At 72.5% G+C, this 19499-nt stretch carries 18 protein-coding genes; 12 read left to right on the forward strand and 6 right to left on the reverse strand.

Going from position 1 to position 19499, the window contains the following annotated elements:
* The first annotated feature begins 35 nt into the window (after positions 1-35).
* The 5 genes from egtA to ACIBL4_RS01705 all read left to right on the forward strand — a co-directional run bounded on the left by egtA (position 36) and on the right by ACIBL4_RS01705 (position 4759).
* Positions 36-1349, forward strand: coding sequence for an ergothioneine biosynthesis glutamate--cysteine ligase EgtA (egtA, locus tag ACIBL4_RS01685; protein WP_399405407.1), 1314 nt, complete (start codon positions 36-38; stop codon positions 1347-1349).
* Positions 1346-2683: an ergothioneine biosynthesis protein EgtB gene (gene egtB / locus ACIBL4_RS01690; RefSeq protein ID WP_399405409.1), complete on the forward strand. Its 1338-nt coding sequence runs from the start codon at positions 1346-1348 to the stop codon at positions 2681-2683. Before egtA ends, egtB begins: the two co-directional genes overlap by 4 nt.
* Positions 2683-3474 carry an ergothioneine biosynthesis protein EgtC gene (egtC, locus tag ACIBL4_RS01695; protein WP_399405411.1) on the forward strand — a complete coding sequence of 264 codons (792 nt, stop codon included), beginning with the start codon at positions 2683-2685 and terminating at the stop codon, positions 3472-3474. Before egtB ends, egtC begins: the two co-directional genes overlap by 1 nt.
* Positions 3471-4433 (forward strand): L-histidine N(alpha)-methyltransferase, encoded by a 963-nt coding sequence (gene egtD / locus ACIBL4_RS01700; protein ID WP_399405413.1) that lies wholly within the window; start codon positions 3471-3473, stop codon positions 4431-4433. Before egtC ends, egtD begins: the two co-directional genes overlap by 4 nt.
* A gap of 110 nt (positions 4434-4543) precedes the next feature.
* Positions 4544-4759, forward strand: coding sequence for a dodecin (locus ACIBL4_RS01705; RefSeq protein WP_399405415.1), 216 nt, complete (start codon positions 4544-4546; stop codon positions 4757-4759).
* 24 nt (positions 4760-4783) lie between these two features.
* Here ACIBL4_RS01705 and ACIBL4_RS01710 read toward each other — a convergent pair whose 3' ends face one another.
* Entirely contained in the window at positions 4784-4999 is a 216-nt protein-coding gene (locus tag ACIBL4_RS01710; protein WP_399405417.1) for a hypothetical protein, read from the reverse strand.
* A gap of 76 nt (positions 5000-5075) precedes the next feature.
* Positions 5076-5570 (reverse strand): hypothetical protein, encoded by a 495-nt coding sequence (locus tag ACIBL4_RS01715; RefSeq protein ID WP_399405419.1) that lies wholly within the window; start codon positions 5568-5570, stop codon positions 5076-5078.
* A 736-nt stretch (positions 5571-6306) separates the two neighbouring features.
* On the opposite strand from ACIBL4_RS01715, the gene ACIBL4_RS01720 reads away from it, so the two are divergent.
* The 7 genes from ACIBL4_RS01720 (at position 6307) to ACIBL4_RS01750 (ending at position 14758) form a co-directional block, all read left to right on the forward strand.
* Positions 6307-7515 carry a right-handed parallel beta-helix repeat-containing protein gene (locus ACIBL4_RS01720; RefSeq protein WP_399405421.1) on the forward strand — a complete coding sequence of 403 codons (1209 nt, stop codon included), beginning with the start codon at positions 6307-6309 and terminating at the stop codon, positions 7513-7515.
* A gap of 356 nt (positions 7516-7871) precedes the next feature.
* Entirely contained in the window at positions 7872-8321 is a 450-nt protein-coding gene (locus tag ACIBL4_RS01725; protein ID WP_399405423.1) for a DUF485 domain-containing protein, read from the forward strand.
* Positions 8315-9910, forward strand: coding sequence for a cation acetate symporter (locus tag ACIBL4_RS01730; RefSeq protein ID WP_399405425.1), 1596 nt, complete (start codon positions 8315-8317; stop codon positions 9908-9910). The genes ACIBL4_RS01725 and ACIBL4_RS01730 overlap by 7 nt, the downstream gene beginning before the upstream one ends.
* A 102-nt stretch (positions 9911-10012) precedes the next feature.
* Positions 10013-10183, forward strand: a complete 171-nt coding sequence (gene rpmF / locus ACIBL4_RS01735) for a 50S ribosomal protein L32 (RefSeq protein WP_010043581.1) — start codon at positions 10013-10015, stop codon at positions 10181-10183.
* A gap of 4 nt (positions 10184-10187) precedes the next feature.
* The gene (locus tag ACIBL4_RS01740) at positions 10188-11348 is read left to right on the forward strand and encodes a GTP-binding protein (RefSeq protein WP_399405428.1); all 1161 of its coding nucleotides are present in this window, start codon (positions 10188-10190) and stop codon (positions 11346-11348) included.
* 51 nt (positions 11349-11399) lie between these two features.
* A complete protein-coding gene (locus ACIBL4_RS01745; RefSeq protein ID WP_399405430.1) occupies positions 11400-12398 on the forward strand; it encodes an LLM class flavin-dependent oxidoreductase in 999 nt (332 codons plus the stop codon).
* Between the two features lie 11 nt (positions 12399-12409).
* Positions 12410-14758: an ATP-binding cassette domain-containing protein gene (locus ACIBL4_RS01750; protein ID WP_399405432.1), complete on the forward strand. Its 2349-nt coding sequence runs from the start codon at positions 12410-12412 to the stop codon at positions 14756-14758.
* Positions 14759-15001: 243 nt separating this feature from the next.
* On the opposite strand, the gene ACIBL4_RS01755 is transcribed toward ACIBL4_RS01750, so the two are convergent.
* The 4 genes from ACIBL4_RS01755 to ACIBL4_RS01770 all read right to left on the reverse strand — a co-directional run bounded on the left by ACIBL4_RS01755 (position 15002) and on the right by ACIBL4_RS01770 (position 19497).
* Positions 15002-15817 (reverse strand): lysophospholipid acyltransferase family protein, encoded by an 816-nt coding sequence (locus ACIBL4_RS01755; protein WP_399405434.1) that lies wholly within the window; start codon positions 15815-15817, stop codon positions 15002-15004.
* Complete coding sequence (locus tag ACIBL4_RS01760; protein WP_399405436.1) at positions 15817-16584, reverse strand: GNAT family N-acetyltransferase; 768 nt, start codon at positions 16582-16584, stop codon at positions 15817-15819. Before ACIBL4_RS01760 ends, ACIBL4_RS01755 begins: the two co-directional genes overlap by 1 nt.
* 217 nt (positions 16585-16801) lie before the next feature.
* On the reverse strand, positions 16802-17551 hold the full coding sequence (locus ACIBL4_RS01765) for a succinate dehydrogenase/fumarate reductase iron-sulfur subunit (protein ID WP_399405438.1): 750 nt from the start codon (positions 17549-17551) through the stop codon (positions 16802-16804).
* Entirely contained in the window at positions 17548-19497 is a 1950-nt protein-coding gene (locus ACIBL4_RS01770) for a fumarate reductase/succinate dehydrogenase flavoprotein subunit (RefSeq protein ID WP_399405440.1), read from the reverse strand. Before ACIBL4_RS01770 ends, ACIBL4_RS01765 begins: the two co-directional genes overlap by 4 nt.
* Between the last annotated feature and the right edge of the window lie 2 nt (positions 19498-19499).

The following is a 19499-nucleotide window of genomic DNA, read 5'->3' on the forward strand; positions in this document are numbered from 1 at the left end:
CCGGTGGCATGGTGGAATCTCAGGAGGATCCCGACATGTCCGATGCGCCCACTGCCCCGGCGGGTGGCTGTACCCAGCCGCACACCGCCCTGTCCGAAGCCGAGGTCGAAGCTCTGGTCCGCGGCATCTGCTTCAAGACCGGCCCGCCGCGCCGCCTCGGCGTCGAGGTGGAATGGCTCGTCCACGAGCTGCGCGCACCGCAGCTCCCCGTCACACCCGAACGACTCGACGCGGCCTACGCCGCACTGCGGCCCCTGTCCCTGAGGTCGGCGCTCACCGTGGAGCCCGGCGGCCAGCTGGAGCTGAGTTCGCCCCCCGCCGACTCGCTGATGGAGGTCATCGCCACCGTCTCCGCCGACCTCGACGCCGTCCGCGCGGTCCTGCGCGGACACGGCCTCACGCTGGTCGGCCTGGGCCACGATCCCTGGCACGAACCCCGCCGGTTCCTGCGCGCACCGCGCTACGACGCCATGGAGGCCTGCCTCGACCGCAACGGCCCCTCCGGCCGCGCCATGATGTGCGCCTCCGCCTCCGTGCAGGTGTGCGTGGACGCCGGCCACGAGGAGCCCGGGCCCCTCGGCCATGTGCGGCGCTGGTGGCTGGCCCATCACCTGGGCGCGGTCCTGGTGGCCGTGTTCGCCAACTCCCCGCTCGCCGGTCACCGGCCGACCGGCTGGCTGTCCACCCGGCAGCTGATGTGGACCCGGATCGGCGCCGGCCGGGCGGGCGGACCGCCCCTGGACGCCGACCCGCGCGGCGCCTGGGCCCGGCACGTGCTGGACTCCCCGGTGATGTGCGTGCGGCGCGACGGCGGGCCCTGGGACGTCCCGGAGGGGCTCACCTTCCGCGAGTGGATCCGCACGGGCGTGCCCAGGCCGCCCACGCGGGAGGACCTCGACTACCACGTCACGACGCTGTTCCCGCCGGTCAGGCCGCGCGGCCATCTCGAACTGCGCATGATCGACGCGCAGCCCGGTGACGACGGCTGGATCGTGCCGCTGGCCGTGACGGCGGCGCTGTTCGACGACCCGGAGGCCGCCGAGACCGCCTACCGCGCCGTGAAGCCGCTGGCCGAGCGCACCCTCGGGCTGGCCGCGCCGCACAACCCGCTGTGGGTCGACGCGGCCCGCAACGGGCTGGCCGACGCCGAACTGCGCGAGGTGGCCGTCACGTGCTTCACGGCCGCGCTGGAGGCCCTGCCCCGGCTCGGCGCCGGGCCCGAGGTCGTCGAGGCCGTCACGGCCCATCTGGACCGCCATGTCGTCCTGGGCCGCTGCCCCGCCGACGACCTGCTCGACCGACAGCGCGGCACGGACGGTCGCGCCCACGGGAAGGACCCGCGCTCATGACCGACACCAGCCCGGCCGTCGACCCCGGCACCACCGACCCCGAGGTCCTGCGCGAGCGGGCGGTCGCCTCGCTGGTTCTCGCCCGCGACCGCACCACCCTGCTGACGAGCTGCGTCGAGGACCCGGACCTGACAGCGCAGCACTCGCCGCTGATGTCGCCGCTCGTGTGGGACCTGGCGCACATCGGCAACCAGGAGGAGCAGTGGCTGCTGCGGGCCGTCGCCGGACACGAGGCGATACGGCCCGAGATCGACGGCCTCTACGACGCGTTCGAGCATCCGCGGGCCGAGCGGCCCAAGCTGCCCCTGCTGTCGCCCGCCGAGGCACGCACGTACGCGGCCGATGTCCGTGGCCGCGCCCTGGACGTGCTGGAGAAGGCCGCGTTCCACGGGACGCGGCTGACGGAGGCCGGGTTCGCCTTCGGGATGATCGCGCAGCACGAACAGCAGCACGACGAGACCATGCTGATCACCCATCAGCTACGCCGGGGTCCGCAGGCGCTGACCGCGCCCGACCCGGAACCGGTGCCGCTGTTCACCGGCCCGTCCGAAGTCCTGGTTCCGGGCGGCCCGTTCACGATGGGCACCTCCGACGAGCCGTGGGCCCTGGACAACGAACGGCCCGCGCACCGGCGCGAGGTGGCGCCCTTCTACATCGACACCACGCCGGTGACGAACGGCGCGTACCAGGCCTTCATCGATGACGGCGGCTACGACGACCCGCGCTGGTGGACGGCGGACGGCTGGGCCCACATCCGCCGCAACTCCCTCACGGCCCCGCTGTTCTGGCGGCGGGACGGCAGGCAGTGGCTGCGGCGGCGCTTCGGCGTCACCGAGGTCGTACCGCCGGACGAGCCGGTGCTGCACGTGTGCTGGTACGAGGCCGACGCCTACGCACGCTGGGCGGGACGCCGGCTGCCCACGGAGGCCGAGTGGGAGAAGGCGGCCCGGTACGACCCGGCCGGCGACCGCTCCATGCGCTACCCGTGGGGCGACGCCGACCCGGGGCCCGAGCACGCCAACCTCGGCCAGCGGCATCTGCGTCCGGGGCCCGCCGGGAGCTACCCGGCCGGCGAGTCACCGCTCGGCGTACGGCAGTTGATCGGCGACGTGTGGGAGTGGACGGCGAGCGACTTCCTGCCCTATCCGGGGTTCAGGGCGTTCCCGTACAAGGAGTACTCGGAGGTCTTCTTCGGGTCCGACTACAAGGTGCTGCGCGGCGGTTCGTTCGCCGTGGACGCGGTGGCCTGCCGGGGCACGTTCCGCAACTGGGACCACCCGATCCGGCGGCAGATCTTCTCCGGGTTCCGCACGGCCCGCTCGGAGGACGTCTGATGTGCCGTCATGTGGCGTACGTGGGACCGGCTCAGCCGCTCGGCCGGTTCCTCGTGGAGCCCCCGCACGGCCTGTACCGGCAGTCGTGGGCGCCCCGGCGGCAGCGGTACGGGACGGTCAACGCCGACGGTTTCGGCGTGGGCTGGTACGCGGAGGGCGATCCGGTGCCGGCGCGCTACCGGCGGGCCGGGCCGATCTGGGCGGACCTGTCGTTCGCCGATCTCGCCCGGGTCGTACGGTCCACGGCACTGCTCGCCGCGGTGCGCGACGCGACGCTGTCGGGCGCGGACGCGGAGGCCGCGGCGGCGCCGTTCGCGGCGGGGACCTGGCTGTTCAGCCACAACGGGGCGGTCAAGGGCTGGCCCGGATCGCTGGCGCCCGTGTCCCGCACGCTGCCGCCGGAGGACCTGCTGTCGCTGGAGGCCCGCAACGACTCGGCGCTCGTGTGGGCCCTGGTCCTGGCCCGGCTCAGGAGCGGCGACGAGCAGGGTCAGGCCCTGGCCGACACGGTCCTGGAGGTCGCCGCCGCGGCCCCCGGCTCCCGGCTCAACCTCCTGCTCACCGACGGCGACACCGTCACCGCCACCGCCTGGGGCGACACCCTCTGGTATCTCACCCGGCCCGGCGGCGGCACCGTCGTGGCCTCGGAGCCCTACGACGACGATCCGCACTGGCAGGAGGTGCCCGACCGCACGCTGCTCGCGGCGAGCCGCACGGACGTGCTGCTCACGCCGCTGAAGGAGCCGGCCGACACCTTCGTGCCCGCCTCACCCAAGGAGCCCCGTACGTGAGCCCGTTCCACCTCACCCGCACACTGCCCGAGGACGCCACGGACGCCGCGCTGCGCGCCGACGTCCACCGGGGTCTGACCGGCCGTCCCAAGACGCTGCCGCCGAAGTGGTTCTACGACGCGCACGGCAGCGACCTCTTCGAGAAGATCACCGAACTGCCCGAGTACTACCCGACGCGCGCCGAACGGGAGATCCTCGTCGCGCGGTCGGGCGACATCGCCGCGGCGACCCGGGCCCGCACCCTGGTCGAGCTCGGCTCCGGCTCCTCGGAGAAGACGCGGCATCTGCTCGACGCGCTGACGGACCTGCGCACCTACGTCCCCGTCGACGTCAGCGAGAGCGCCCTCACCCAGGCCGGGCAGGCACTCGCCGCAGAGCGGCCGGGGCTCGACGTGCACGCGCTCATCGCCGACTTCACCGCGGAACTGACGCTGCCGGAGACGCCGGGGCCCCGGCTGGTGGCGTTCCTCGGCGGCACGATCGGCAACCTGCTGCCGGCCGAGCGCGCCGCGTTCCTGGCGTCCGTGCGGGCCCTGCTCGCCCAGGGCGACGCCCTACTGCTGGGCACGGACCTGGTCAAGGACGAGGAGGTGCTGGTCCGGGCGTACGACGACGCGGCCGGGGTGACGGCCGCGTTCAACAAGAACGTGCTCACGGTGATCAACCGGGAGCTGGGCGCCGACTTCGAGCCGGCCGCGTTCGACCACCTGGCCCTGTGGGACGCCGAGCACGAGTGGATCGAGATGCGGCTGCGCTCCCGTACGGCGCAGACTGTGAAGGTTCCGGCGCTCGACCTCGCGGTCGACTTCGCGGCGGGCGAGGAGCTGCGCACCGAGGTGTCGGCCAAGTTCCGGCAGGAGGGTGTGCGGAGCGAACTGTTCGCGGCGGGGCTGGACCTGGCCCACTGGTGGACGGACGAGGCGGGCCGGTTCGCGCTGTCGCTGAGCGTGGTGCGCTGACGTCCCTGCGCCGCCTGGCGGCGGGGCGGGAGACGACGTCTCGCGCTTCGCCGCCGTTTGGGGCACGGTGGAGTCACGTGTGACACCCGTCACTGAAGAGGAGCAGCGGCATGTCGAACCACACCTACCGGGTCACGGAGATCGTCGGCACCTCCCCCGACGGCGTCGACGAGGCCATCCGCAACGGCATCGACCGGGCCTCGCAGACGCTGCGCAACCTGGACTGGTTCGAGGTGACGCAGGTGCGCGGGCAGCTCGAGAACGGGCAGATCGCGCACTGGCAGGTGGGGCTGAAGGTGGGCTTCCGGCTGGAGGAGTCCGAGTAACCCGCCGCGCTGCGAACGGCCGGCTCAGTCCGGCAGGGGTGCCGAGGCGGAGCGGCCCGGCTGTCTGCCCTCCGGCGGGTAGTCGCAGTCGATGCGGCTCACCTCCCGGTCGCCGTCCCCGGAGTCGACGATCGCCACACCCGTGCAGGCCCGGCCGCTGCCGGGCTTCGCACAGCCGGTGAGCAGTGCGGCGCCGGCGAGTGCGGCTGCCGCGAGCGCGCCCCCGCGACGTCCCTTCATGGCATCCCCCGTATGTCCGCTGTCCCCTGTGCCCGGGGACACCCGGCGGAGGTGAACACTCCGCCGACGCGAACTCTCAGGTGCGCCCTTCCCGCTCCTGCGCCACCTTCAGCTCGGCGGACCTGGCCGCCCAGTCGGCCCGTACGACGGTGAAGCCCGCGCGCCGGGCGTCCTCACAGACCAGTTCGTCGTCGTCCACGAGGACGCGGATCTCACGCGTGCGGGCGAGCCGCCGCAGGATCTCCAGCTTGGTGAACCGGGCGGGCCGGCGGTCGGCGTCGCGCCGCATGTACACGCGCCCCTCGGGCAGTTCCTGAGCGGCGAGCCAGTCGAGCGTGTCGCGCCGGCAGCGCTCGGGCCGGCCGGTGAGGTAGACGATCTCGCACTCCCGCGCGCTCTCCTTGACCAGCGCGATGCCCTCCGGGAGCGGCGGGTCCTGGGGCGCCGCCGAGAAGAACCCATCCCAGTCCCGCGGCCTGCGCTCCAGGAACCGCTGCCGGTGCGCGGTGTCGGCGAGGGTGTTGTCCAGGTCGAACACGGCCAGCGGGTCCGCACGGCGATCGTCACTCACGCTGTCCACCCTAGGCCGTCCGGCGGTCCTCGCCGTCCGCCCCGGGTGGCTGACCGTGTGCGACGGGCCCACTGCCCGGGCCCTGGCAAGGCGGGAACGCCGCACCACGCCCGGAGCCGGCACGCCCCCCGGCCCGCGCGTCGGCACTACGGCCCAGGGCAACGGGTTGCGCCCACGCCCCACCGACACCCAGGCGCGGGCCACTGCCCGGCCCCCCGTCCACGCGGACGCCAAGCGGCACCGAAGTCCATTCCCCGCCCGCACCACGGCCCACCAACGGCGACGAGACCCCTGCCCGGGCCCTGGCAGGCGGCAACGCCGCACCACGCCCAGAGCCGGCACGCCCCCCGGCCCGCGCCGCCTCCCCCGGCCGGGGGAACGGGGCTGCGCCCACGCCCCACCGACACCCAGGCGCGGGCCGCTGCCCGGCTCCCCGTCCGCGGGAGCGCCAGGCCGTCCCCTGCGCCCAGTCCCCCTCCCGGCGTCCATATGCCAGTCCCCTGGAACCGGGTCATGCCCCCAGCCGGGGCAGAGCCCCGTTCCCCGCCCGGGCCCCAGTTCCGACGAGGGATGCCGTGCCCATGCCCGGCACCTCCGCCGCCCCGCCGGCGATGTCCGGCAGCTTCGCTGTGTGCCCGCAGTTCGTGACCCCGCCCACATCCCGTACCCCGGCAACCTTCACCCCCCGGGCGGCCACTGGTCTGCGACACACACTCAGGTACAGGCAGGAGGCCGTATGCGCAACGCGAGGATCTGGTCGGTGGCGGTGGCGGGGGCCGTCGTGGCCATGACGCTGGGCGGGCCGGTGGGGCCGGCGGTCGCGGCGGGGACGACCCTGGTCGTGGCGCCCGGCGGGGACGACTCCGGCCCGGGCACGCTCGACCGGCCTCTGAGGACGATTCAGCGGGCGGTGGACCTGGCGAGGCCCGGCGACACCATCAGCGTGCGCGGCGGGACGTACGCCCTCACCGACAACATCACCATCACCACCTCGGGCACCGCATCCCAGCCCATCACCCTCGCGGCCCACCAGGGCGAGCGTGTGGTCGTCGACGGGGAGAAGCTGCCCGCCGGCCACACCCCGGTCGGCGGCAGCATCCCGCGTGCCGAGCGCGGGGCGGTGCACATGGAGGCGTCGCACTGGCGGATCTCGGGCCTGGAGATCGTCAACGGCCCGTACGGCGTGTACTGCGACGGCTGCGACAGCAATGTCTTCGCGCGCCTGAGCACCCACGACAACTACGAGTCCGGCTTCCAGCTCCAGGGCGCCTCCAGTGACAACGAGATCCTGAACCTGGACAGTTACGGCAACCGCGACCCCCGCAAGAACGGCGAGAGCGCCGACGGCCTCGCCATCAAGGAGGGCAGCGGTTCGGGCAACGTCGTGCGCGGCGCCCGGCTGTGGAACAACGTCGACGACGGCTTCGACGCCTGGAAGTTCACCTCCCCGGTCACGATCGAGAACACGGTGGCGTACGGCAACGGCTTCAACCGCTGGAACTTCCCCGACTTCGCGGGCGACGGGAACGGCTTCAAACTCGGCGGCGGCAGCCCGGCCCCGGCCGTGGCCCACACGATCCGGGGCAGCGTCGCGTTCAAGAACGCCAAGCACGGATTCACCGACAACGGCAACCCGGGCGCCCTCGCCCTGAGCCGCAACTCCACGTTCACCAACGCCGGTACGGGCTTCGACGCCGACGTCTCGGGCGGTACCGCCAGGCTCACCGGCAACCTCTCCGTCGCGGACCAGCGCCCGGCGGCCGTCGGGTCCGGGACGGTCGCCAGCGGCAACTCCTGGAACGTCGGCGGGACTTGGAACGCCGCCTCTGTCCTGAGCACCGACCCGGCCCCGCTCACCGGCCCTCGTGCGGCGGACGGCTCGCTGCCGAAGGCGCCGGCGTTCCTCGTCCCCCGGTCCGGCACCGCCGTCGGCGCCCGCTTCTGACCAGCCCGGGGGAGAAATGGTCCGTACTACTTACCGCCCACCTTCAACTGTGGCGTGAACGAGCCATGAACAACCATCAATTGCCCCTCACAGTTGATGGCTCAAGCGTCGCACTGACATACTCCGCATTCAGCCTCGCCCCCACCCGTGGGCGGGGCTGGCCGGGGATCTCCACACAGAACCCCGAGGCAGTCCGCGTGAATCCGAACAGCGATTTTTTCGGTTTCACGAGACCCCCACAGAGCCCGCACCCCCGCAGTGCGCCCGGCGTCCCTCCACCCTGCGCGAAAGCCGGACGAGACCACTGACTCGAAGGGGTCGAGTGCGGGGCACGAAGCAGCGAAGAAGGTGCGCCTGTGCCCGAATTTCCACCGCGACGGGATGACACTCCCACATTTCCGCTTCCGCACTTCGAACACACTCCGCCGTCTCGTATTTCCGATCATCCAGAATTTCACTCTCTGCGTCGCGCGCAGCGCCGGTTCGGCACCCGGGCGACGATCCTGTCGGTCGGCGGATTCCTGCTGTATGTGCTGTTGTCGAGTTTTGTGCCCGCGGTGATGAACCAGCCGCTGTTCGGCCACCTCACGATCGGGCTGACCCTCGGCCTCGGCCAGTTCGTCATCATGGGCGTGACCGCGTGGTGCTACGTCCGGCACATGCGTACCCGAGTCGATCCACTCGCCCGCGGCCTGAGGTCCCGGCAGCACGAGAACGACAGCCGCCGCGCCCGCTCGGCGGCGGCGCCCCCTCAAGGGGCCGGGCAGCCCGCCCAGCACGGCACGAGGGGGTTCCGCACGTGGTGACGCTCGCCGCCATCGACGACAGCAGCCTCCAGCTGACGTTCGTCCTGTTCCTGACCGTGGTCGTGATCACCCTGTTCACGGCACTGCTGACGGCGCCTCAGCGCGACGAGATCAGCGAGTTCTACCTCGGCAACCGCGCCATGTCGCCGTTGCGCAACGGCCTCGCCATGTGCGGCGACTACCTGTCCGCGGCCACCCTGCTGGGCAGCACCGGACTGGTCGCCCTCACCGGGTACGACGGGCTGATGTACCTCGGCGGCACGACCGTCGCCTGGATGATGGTGCTGCTGCTCATCGCCGAACCCCTGCAACGCACCGGGAAGTTCACCCTGGGCGACACGGTGGCGTTGCGCCTGCCCCGGCAGCAGCGGCCGGTCCGGGTGGCGCTGGCCGTCTGCATCCTGGCCATCACGACCCTCTACCTGGTGGCCCAACTGGTCGGCAGTGTCGCCCTGTTGACCCAGTTCACCGGCGCGCCGAGCGACACCACCCGCACCCTGTGCGTCGTCGTGATCGGTACCTTCGTGATCCTCTACGCCTCACTCGGCGGCATGCCCGGTGCGACGGTCATCCAGATCATCAAGGCCGTGATGCTGATCGTGGGCGTGCTGTTCACCGCGGGCTGGGTGCTGTACCGCTTCGACTGGAACCCCAACGCGCTGCTCGAAAGGGCTGCCGACCGCAGCGGAACGGGCCTGAGCTTCCTTGAACCCGGGCTGCGCTACGGCGGCACCGTCAGCAACAAGCTGGACTTCCTCAGCCTCGAACTGGCCATCGTCCTCGGCCTCGCCGCCCTGCCGCACGTACTGATGCGCCTGCTCGCCCCGCGCAGCACCAGCGTCCTGCGCCGCTCCGTGGTGTGGGCCATCGGCCTGGTCGGCGCGGTCTGCTTCGGGGCCGGCATCCTCGGCCTCGGCGCCACGGCGCTCCTCGGCCGGGACGCCATCGAGAGCACGGACCGCACCGGCAACGCCTCCGTCCTGCTGCTCGCGCACGAGCTGGGCGGCAGCGTCCTGACCGCGCTGCTGACCTGCCTGGCGTATCTGACCCTGCTCGCCGTGGCGGTGGGTCTCACCCTTGCCGCGGCCTCGTCCCTCGCGCACGACCTGTACGGCGAGGTGATCCGCAAGGGCCGGGCGAGCGAGACGGAGGAGCTGACCGTCGCCCGGCTGACCGGGGCGGTCATCGGCATCCTCGGCATCCTGCTCGCTCTCGTCGCCTGGGGGGCGAACACGGCGACGCTGGCGTTCCTCGCCTTCGCCATCGCGGCGTCCGCGATCCTGCCGACGATCATCTACACCCTCTTCTGGCGCCGCTTCACAGCGAAGGGAGCACTGCTCAGTCTCTACGGCGGCCTGCTCTGCTCGGTCCTGCTCGCCGTGTTCTCCCCCGTCGTCTCCTCCGCCCCGGCCTCGTTCTACCCCGAGGTCGACTTCGCCTGGTTCCCGCTCCAGAACCCCGGCATCGTCTCCATCCCGGTGGGCTTCCTGCTGGGCTGGCTCGGGACGGTGCTGGACAAGGGCCCGGCCGAGGAGAGCACCACGCACGAGGAGTTCGAGGTGCGGATGCTCGTGGGCGCCGACGACTGACGCACTGGACGGGCCATCGGTGACCGGGCATCCGGGACGGATTGTTAATGGGATCCATTTTCATGTAGCGTCCTCGGTGCCTGCCCACCGAGGAGGAGTCCCATGGCTGTCCCGAAGCGGAAGATGTCCCGCAGCAACACCCGTCACCGCCGCGCCCAGTGGAAGGCCGCCACGCCGACGCTGGTCCCGGTCACCGTCGACGGCGTCCGTCACCTCGTACCGCAGAACCTGGTCAAGGCCTACGAGCGCGGCCTGCTGCGCCCCGAGGGCTGACACCGTGTCGTACGAACGTCTGCCCGTCACCGTGCTCTCCGGATTCCTCGGGGCGGGCAAGACCACGCTGCTCAACCACGTCCTGGCCAATCGCGAAGGTCTGCGCGTCGCCGTCATCGTCAACGACATGAGCGAGGTCAACATCGACGCGGCCCTGGTGCGCGGCGGCGATGCCGCCCTGTCGCGGACCGAGGAACGCCTGGTCGAGATGACCAACGGCTGCATCTGCTGCACGCTCCGCGACGACCTGCTGGACGAGGTGGACCGGCTGGCCCGCGAGGGCCGGTTCGACCATCTCCTCATCGAGAGCTCCGGCATTTCGGAACCCATGCCCGTCGCGGCCACCTTCGCCGTCGCCCGTGACGACGGCGCCACCCTCGACGACGTGGCCCTGCTGGACACCATGGTCACGGTCGTCGACGCGGCCGACTTCCTCACCGAGCTGGACAGCGGCGACGACCTCGCCGAGCGGGGGCTCGCCCCGTACGAGGACGACGAGCGCACGGTCAGCGATCTGCTCGTGGATCAGGTCGAGTTCGCCGACGTCCTCGTCCTCAACAAGCTCGACCTGGTCGACGAGGACGCGGCGGCCCGGCTGCGGGCGGCCCTGACCCGGCTGAACCCGCTCGCCCGGCTGGTCCCGGCGACGCACGGCCGGGTGGACCTCCGCCAGGTGCTCGGCACCCGCCTGTTCGACCTGGAACGCGCCCAGCAGGCGCCGGGCTGGGTCCGGGAACTCAACGGCGACCACGTCCCCGAGACCGAGGAGTACGGCATCTCCTCCACCGTCTTCCGCTCCGAACTCCCCTTCCACCCAGGGCGGTTGTGGACGTTCGTCACGGAGGAACTGGACACCGGTGCCTACGGGCGGATCCTGCGCTCCAAGGGCTTTTTCACCCTGGCGAGCCGCCCGCACGTGACCGGCCTGTGGTCACAGGCCGGCTCCGTCGCCCGCTTCGAGCCGTCAGCGGCCCGCGACACCGACACCTCGCACGCGCAGGAGCTGGTGTTCATCGGGACGGGCCTGGACACGACGGCCCTGCACGCCGCCCTGACCTGCTGCCTCGCGGCGCCCGGCGAAGCAGCCCCCTCGGCCGACGACCCGTTCCCCGCCTGGGACACGTACGGCATCGACGAGGCGTGCGACCACGAGCACGCGGCGTAGCGGCGGGCGCGGTGCCGGGAATGCCATGGCCTCGCACGCGTTGAACCCCGTGTGAGCTCCCTGATCGCCTCGACCCGTTTCTCCGTCCTCGACCGCTCCCGCACCCGCGACGGGCACACGCACCACGAGGCGCTGCGTGACACCGTGCGGCTGGCCGGGGAGTTGGAGAAGCTCGGGTACCACCGGCTGTGGGTCTCGGAGCATCACGGGGTGCCCGGGGTCGCCGGTTCCGCACCGACCGTGCTCGCGGCGGCCGTCGCCGCCGCGACGCGGACGATCCGGGTCGGCACCGGCGGGGTGATGCTGCCCAACCACCGGCCGCTGGTCGTGGCCGAGCAGTTCGGGGTGCTGGAGTCGCTGTTCCCCGGGCGGATCGACATGGGTCTGGGGCGGTCCGTCGGCTTCACGGACGGGGTACGCAGGGCGCTGGGCCGTGACAAGGAGGACGCCGAGGACTTCGAGGGGCAGTTGCGGGAGCTGCTCGGGTGGTTCCGGGGCACCTCCCCGACCGGGGTGCACGCCCGGCCCGCCGAGGGACTGGCCGTGCCGCCGTTCGTCCTGGCCATGGGCGAGGGCGCCGGCATCGCGGCCCGCCTGGGCCTGCCCATGGTGATCGGCGACCTGAGGAACCGGGACAAGATGCGGCGTGGCATCGACCACTACCGCGACGCTTTCCGTCCCTCGGCCTGGGCGAGCGAGCCCTACGTCGTCATCTCCGGCACGGTCGCCGTGGCCGCCACACCCGAGGAGGCCCGGCGGCTGCTGATCCCCGAAGCCTGGTCCATGGCGTACTCCCGTACCCACGGCGCCTTCCCGCCCCTGCCGCCCGCGGAACGCGTCGAGGCGCTCAGCATGACCGCCAAGGAACGCGGCTTCTACGAGTCCGGGCTGAACGGGCACATCGCCGGCACCGAGGAGCAGGTCGCGCACGAACTGGAGACGGTGCTGGAGGAGACGGGGGCACAGGAGGTCCTGGTCACCACCAGCACGTACGACCGCGAGGCGCTGCTGGACTCCTACCGGCGGCTGGCCGCGATCGCCTCCGGTTAGAGTCGTTGCCCATGCACGACCCACACGGCCCCCACGACCCGTACGTCCGTGTCCGCGGCGCCCGCGAGCACAACCTCAAGGGCGTCGACGTCGACATTCCCCGGGACGTGCTGGCGGTGTTCACCGGCGTGTCCGGCTCGGGCAAGTCGTCGCTGGCGTTCGGCACGATCTACGCGGAGGCGCAGCGGCGCTACTTCGAGTCGGTCGCGCCCTACGCGCGCCGGCTGATCCACCAGGTCGGCGCCCCGAAGGTCGGGGAGATCACCGGTCTGCCGCCGGCCGTCTCGCTCCAGCAGCGCCGCGCGGCTCCCACCTCGCGCTCGTCGGTCGGCACCGTCACCAACCTCTCGAACTCGCTGCGCATGCTGTTCTCCCGGGCCGGCACCTACCCGCCCGGCGCCGGGCGCCTCGACTCCGACGCCTTCTCGCCCAACACGGCGGCCGGGGCCTGCCCGGAGTGCCACGGGCTCGGCCGGGTGCACCGTACGAGCGAGGAGCTGCTGGTCCCCGACCCGTCGCTGTCGATCCGCGAGGGCGCGATCGCCGCGTGGCCGGGCGCCTGGCAGGGCAAGAACCTGCGGGACGTCCTCGACGCGCTCGGGTACGACGTGGACCGGCCGTGGCGGGAGCTGCCCGCCGACGCGCGTGAGTGGATCCTGTTCACGGACGAGCAGCCGGTGGTCACCGTGCACCCGGTGCGGGACGCGGACCGGATCCAGCGGCCGTACCAGGGCACGTACATGAGCGCCCGGCGGTACGTGATGAAGACCTTCTCCGACTCCAAGAGCCCGACCCTGCGGGCGAAGGCCGAGCGGTTCCTCACCAGCGCGCCCTGCCCTGCCTGCGGTGGCAGCCGGCTGCGGCCCGAGGCGCTGGCGGTGACGTTCGGCGGCCGGACCATCGCCGAGCTGGCGGCGCTGCCGCTGGTGGAGCTGGCCGCCGCGCTCGACGCGACGTCGGAGACCGCCCGCGTCCTCACCGACGACCTCACCTCGCGCATCGCGCCGATCGTCGAACTCGGCCTCGGCTACCTCAGCCTCGACCGGCCCACCCCCACCCTCTCCGCGGGCGAGCTGCAACGCCTGCGTCTTGCCACGCAGTTGCGCTCCGGCCTGTTCGGTGTCGTCTACGTCCTCGACGAGCCGTCGGCCGGGCTGCACCCGGCGGACACCGAGGCGCTGCTCGGTGTGCTGGAGCGGCTGAAGGCGGCCGGGAACTCGGTGTTCGTGGTCGAGCACCACCTCGATGTCGTGCGCGGTGCCGACTGGCTGGTGGACGTGGGTCCGCACGCGGGCGAGCACGGCGGGCGGGTGCTGCACAGCGGCCCGGTCGCCGGGCTGGCGACCGTCGAGGAGTCGGCGACGGCCCGCTACCTGTTCGACCGCTCCCCCGCCCCGGCGCGCGCGGTCCGCGAGCCGAGCGGCCGGCTGAAGACCGGCCCGATCACCCGGCACAACCTGCGCGGTGTGTCCGCCGAGTTCCCGCTCGGCGTGTTCACCGCGGTCACCGGGGTGTCCGGCTCCGGCAAGTCCACGCTCATCGGGGAGATCACGCAGGACACGGCCGGGGTGGGCCGGCTGGTCTCGGTCGACCAGAAGCCGATCGGACGGACCCCGCGCTCGAACCTCGCGACGTACACGGGTCTCTTCGACGTCGTGCGCAAGGTGTTCGCCGCCACCGACGGGGCGCGGGAACGGGGCTTCGGCGTCGGCCGGTTCTCCTTCAATGTGGCGGGCGGGCGCTGCGAGACCTGCCTGGGCGAGGGGTTCGTCAGCGTGGAGCTGCTGTTCCTGCCGAGCACGTACGCGCCCTGCCCGGACTGCGGCGGGGCCCGGTACAACCCTCAGACGCTGGAGGTGACGTACCGGGGGCGGAACATCGCGCAGGTGCTGGATCTGACGGTGGAGAGCGCGGCGGAGTTCTTCGCCGACACCCCGGCCGTGGCCCGCAGCCTGGGCACGCTGCTGGACGTGGGCCTCGGCTACCTGCGCCTCGGCCAGCCCGCGACCGAGCTCTCCGGCGGCGAGGCCCAGCGCATCAAACTGGCGAGCGAACTGCAGCGCGGCCGTCGCGGGCACACGCTCTACCTCCTCGACGAGCCCACGACCGGCCTCCACCCGGCCGACGTGGACGTCCTCATGCGCCAGTTGCACGGCCTCGTCGACGCCGGGCACACCGTGATCGTCGTCGAACACGACATGTCCGTCGTCGCGCGCGCGGACTGGGTCGTCGACCTCGGCCCGGGCGGCGGCGACGCGGGCGGCCGGATCGTGGCGGCGGGACCGCCGGCGGAGGTGGCGCGGTCCGGGCAGAGCAGGACAGCGCCATATCTCGTCCGCACGCTGTCCGGGGCGGGCTGAGGCCGGTCGAGGAACGACCGTCCCGCCCCTGCCGCCAGGCGGGAACGGGCAGCCTCCGCGGGAGGGCGACCCCCTCGGCACCACGCATGCCCCTTGGCCCCTCGCGGCGGCCGAAGAGGAACGGCCTCGGCACACCGCGGTCCCCGCGCCGCCGCCGTGGCCGGTCGCGGCGAGCGCCAGGGCGATCCGCTCACCGAGCCCGCTGCGGGCCGGACACGGACTCCCGCCGGACCGGTACGCGCCCTACGCCACCAGCACCGTGTGCGTCCACGCCGGCGCCGCCGTCTCCTGTGGTTGGGCGGAGTGGGCCAGGGAGCGGCGGTCGGGGCAGGTGCCCGGGGGGATGGGGGTGCGGACCTCGACCTCCGCGACCAGGCCGCGGGCCGTCGCCACCCGCCACAGGGAGGCGAGCAGGGTGTCGTCGCCGACGAACGCGGGGGCCGTGGTGGTGGTTCCGCCGGTGAGCCGGTAGCGGATCCGGACCGGCTGGACCGGCACCCCGGCGTCCAGGGCGGCCTGGAAGACGGCCCGGCGGAAGGTGCCCTGGGCCCGGCCGCACCAGGTGCTGCCCTCGGGGAAGGCCGCGACGGCGGCGCCCTCGCGCAGGGCCCGGGCGATCCGGGCGACGGTGTCCGGGAGCGCCCGCAGCCGGTCCCGGTCGATGAACAGGGTGCCGCCGCGGGCCGCCAGCGGCCCGGCGACGGGCCACCGCCGCACCTCGGTCTTGGCCAGCATCCGGGCGGGGCGTACGGCGGCGAGCAGCGGGATGTCCAGCCAGGAGATGTGGTTGGCGACCAGCAGCAGTCCGCCGGTGGGGACGGCGGCGCCGGTGACGCGGACCCGGACCCCCGCGGCCCGCACGATCCACCGGCACCACCGCCGGATCAGGGACGCCGGTGTCCGGGCGCCGAGCGGCGACAGCGCGATCCCCGCGAGCAGCAGCAGGACGACCCCGGTGAGCCGCAGCACCGCACGCGGCACGGCCCGCGCCGGCACCCCCGCCGGCACCTCGACACAGGCCCGCGGTGTGCAGGGCGCGGTGGGCAGCCAGGCACTCATCAGGCGGGCACGAGGGACAGGAAGTGCCGCAGGTAGCGCGCGTTGACCCGGCTCATCGGCAGCAGCACGTACAGATCGGCGACGCCGAAGTCCGGGTCGTGGGCCGGTTCGCCGCACACCCATGCACCGAGGCGCAGGTAGCCGCGCAGCAGGGCGGGCAGTTCGACGCGGGCGGCGGGCGCGGGGCCCGGGACCCACGGCAGCAGCGGCCGGACGCGGTACTCCTTGGGCGACAGGTGCTTGGCGCTCACCCGGTCCCAGGTGGCGGAGGCCAGGGCGCCGCCGTCGGCGAGCGGGACGGAGCAGCAGCCGGCGAGCCACTCGTGGCCCCGGTCGACCATATAGCGGGCGATCCCGGCCCAGATGAGGCTGATGACCGCACCGTCGCGGTGGTCGGGGTGCACGCAGGAGCGGCCGACCTCGACGAGCTCGGGCCGGATCCCGGCGAGGGAGCCCAGGTCGAACTCGCTCTCGGAGTACAGCCGCCCGGCGACCGCCGCGCGCTCCGGCGGCAGCAGCCGGTACGTGCCGACGACCTGGCCGGTGGTCTCCTCGCGGACGAGCAGGTGGTCGCAGTACGCGTCGAACGGGTCGACGTCCAGCCCCGGTTGGGAGCCGGCCAGCAGGGCGCCCAGCTCCCGGGCGAAGACATCGTGCCGCAGCCGCTGCGCGGCACGCACGTCCTCCTCGGTCCGGGCGAGGGCGACGGTGTAGCGGGTGGGGGCCGTGGGCTGCGCGGGGCGGTCGACGGTCAGTACGCCGGTCATGGCTCTCTCCTGGTCACGGGCCGGGGCGGCGAGCGGTGCCGCCACCCACTGTTGTGCCCATGCCGACTGACCACCGCGTGACCACTGCCAGGAGCGCGGATGCCAGGAGATTGAATGCCAGAAGTGCAGCGCCCTGCTTCCAGGGGCGCGGGGCTGTGCCGACATGCGGCTCCGCCGCGTGGGCGGGCCAAGCCCCCACACACCCGCACCCGGCGTACTACCGCTTACCCACCCGCCGAGTAGCCCGCAGCCACTCCTTGTTCATGCTGGTGATGGACATCAGCGGAATCCCCTTGGGACAGGCCGTCGCACACTCCCCGGCGAGCGTGCACCCCCCGAACCCCTCCTCGTCCATCTGCGCCACCATGTCCAGCACCCGCGTCTCCCGCTCGGGCGCCCCCTGCGGCAGCACGTTCAGATGGTTGACCTTGGCGGACGTGAACAGCATCGCCGCCCCGTTCGGGCACGCCGCGACACACGCCCCGCACCCGATGCACTCGGCATGCTCGAAGGCGAAGTCGGCGTCCGGCTTCGGCACCGGCGTCGCGTGCGCCTCGGGCGCCGCACCCGTCGGCGCGGTGATGTACCCGCCGGCCTGGATGATCCGGTCAAACGCCGACCGGTCGACGACCAGGTCCTTGATCACCGGGAAGGCGGAGGCCCTCCACGGCTCGATGTCGATCGTGTCGCCGTCCTTGAACGACCTCATGTGCAGCTGGCAGGTGGTCGTCCGCTCGGGCCCGTGCGCGTCGCCGTTGATGACGAGCGAGCACGCGCCGCAGATGCCTTCGCGGCAGTCGTGGTCGAAGGCGACCGGGTCCTCGCCCTTGAGGATGAGCTCCTCGTTGAGGGTGTCGAGCATCTCCAGGAACGACATGTCGGGCGAGATGCCGTCCACCTCGTACGTGGACATGGCGCCTTCGGCGTCGGCGTTCTTCTGCCGCCAGACGCGCAGGGTGAGCTTCATGCGTAGCTCCGGTGGGTGGGGTGGACGTACTCGAAGACCAGGTCTTCCTTGTGCAGGGTCGGAGCCTCGCCGGTGCCGTTGAACTCCCAGGCGGCCGCGTACGCGAACTCGTCGTCCTTCCGGGCGGCCTCGCCGTCGGGCGTCTGGGACTCCTCGCGGAAGTGGCCGCCGCAGGACTCGCCGCGGTGCAGCGCGTCGAGGCACATCAGCTCGGCCAGCTCCAGGTAGTCGACGACGCGGTTGGCCTTCTCCAGCGACTGGTTGAACTCCTCGCCGGTGCCGGGGACCTTGATGCGCCGCCAGAACTCCTCACGGATCTGCGGGATGCGCTCCAGCGCCTTGCGCAGCCCCGAGTCGGTGCGGGCCATGCCGCAGAACTCCCACATGAGTTCGCCGACCTCGCGGTGGAAGGAGTCGGGCGTGCGGTCGCCGTCGACGGACAGCAGCAGGTTGAGCCGGTCCTCGGTCTCGGCCAGCACCTCCTGGACGACCGGGTGGCCGGCGTCGACCCGGTCCCCCAGCGGGTTGCGGGCGAGGTAGTCGTTGATGGTCGCCGGGAGCACGAAGTAGCCGTCGGCCAGTCCCTGCATCAGCGCGGAGGCGCCGAGCCGGTTGGCCCCGTGGTCGGAGAAGTTGGCCTCGCCGATCGCGAACAGGCCGGGGATGGTGGTCTGCAGGTCGTAGTCGACCCACAGGCCGCCCATCGTGTAGTGCACGGCGGGATAGATCCGCATGGGGACCCGGTACGGATCCTCGTCGGTGATCCGCTGGTACATGTCGAAGAGGTTGCCGTACTTGGCCTCGACCGCCTTGCGGCCCATGCGCTCGATCGCGTCGGCGAAGTCGAGGTAGACGCCCTGTCCGCCGGGGCCGACGCCCCGCCCCTCGTCGCAGACGTTCTTCGCGGCGCGGGAGGCGATGTCGCGCGGCACCAGGTTGCCGAAGGACGGGTAGATGCGCTCCAGGTAGTAGTCGCGCTCGTCCTCGGGGATCTCGTTCGGCGGGCGGTTGTCGCCCTTGGCCTTCGGCACCCAGATGCGGCCGTCGTTGCGCAGGGACTCGCTCATCAGCGTCAGTTTGGACTGGTGGTCGCCGGTGCGCGGGATGCAGGTGGGGTGGATCTGGGTGAAGCAGGGGTTGGCGAAGTACGCGCCGCGCCGGTGCGCCCGCCAGATCGCGGTCGCGTTGGAGTTCATGGCGTTCGTCGACAGGTAGAAGACGTTGCCGTAGCCGCCGCTGGCGAGGACGACGGCGTCCGCGAAGTACGTGTCGATCCTGCCGGTGATGAGATCCCGCGCGACGATCCCGCGCGCCCGCCCGTCGACGACGATCAGGTCGAGCATCTCGGTGCGCGGGTGCATCTCGACGTTCCCCGCGGCGATCTGCCGGCTGAGGGCCTGGTAGGCGCCGAGCAGCAGCTGCTGTCCCGTCTGGCCGCGGGCGTAGAAGGTCCGCGAGACCTGGACGCCGCCGAAGGAGCGGGTGTCGAGCAGGCCGCCGTACTCGCGGGCGAACGGCACGCCCTGGGCCACGCACTGGTCGATGATCTCGACGGAGATCTGCGCGAGGCGGTGCACGTTGGACTCGCGGGCCCGGAAGTCGCCGCCCTTGACGGTGTCGTAGAACAGCCGGTGGACGGAGTCGCCGTCGTTGCGGTAGTTCTTCGCGGCGTTGATGCCGCCCTGCGCGGCGATGGAGTGGGCGCGGCGCGGGGAGTCCTGGTAGCAGAACTGGACGACGTGGTAGCCCTGTTCGGCGAGGGTGGCTCCGGCGGAGCCGCCGGCGAGGCCGGTGCCGACGACGATGACGGTGTGCTTGCGCCGGTTGGCGGGGTTGACCAGCTTGGCCTCGAAGCGCCGCTTGTCCCAGCGCTCGTGGATGGGCCCGGACGGCGCCTTGGTGTCGACGACCGGCTCACCGGTCGCGTAGTCGGCGTAGGAAGTCATCT

Source organism: Streptomyces sp. NPDC050416 (assembly GCF_044458845.1).
In the GTDB taxonomy this organism is placed as follows: Bacteria; Actinomycetota; Actinomycetes; order Streptomycetales; family Streptomycetaceae; genus Streptomyces.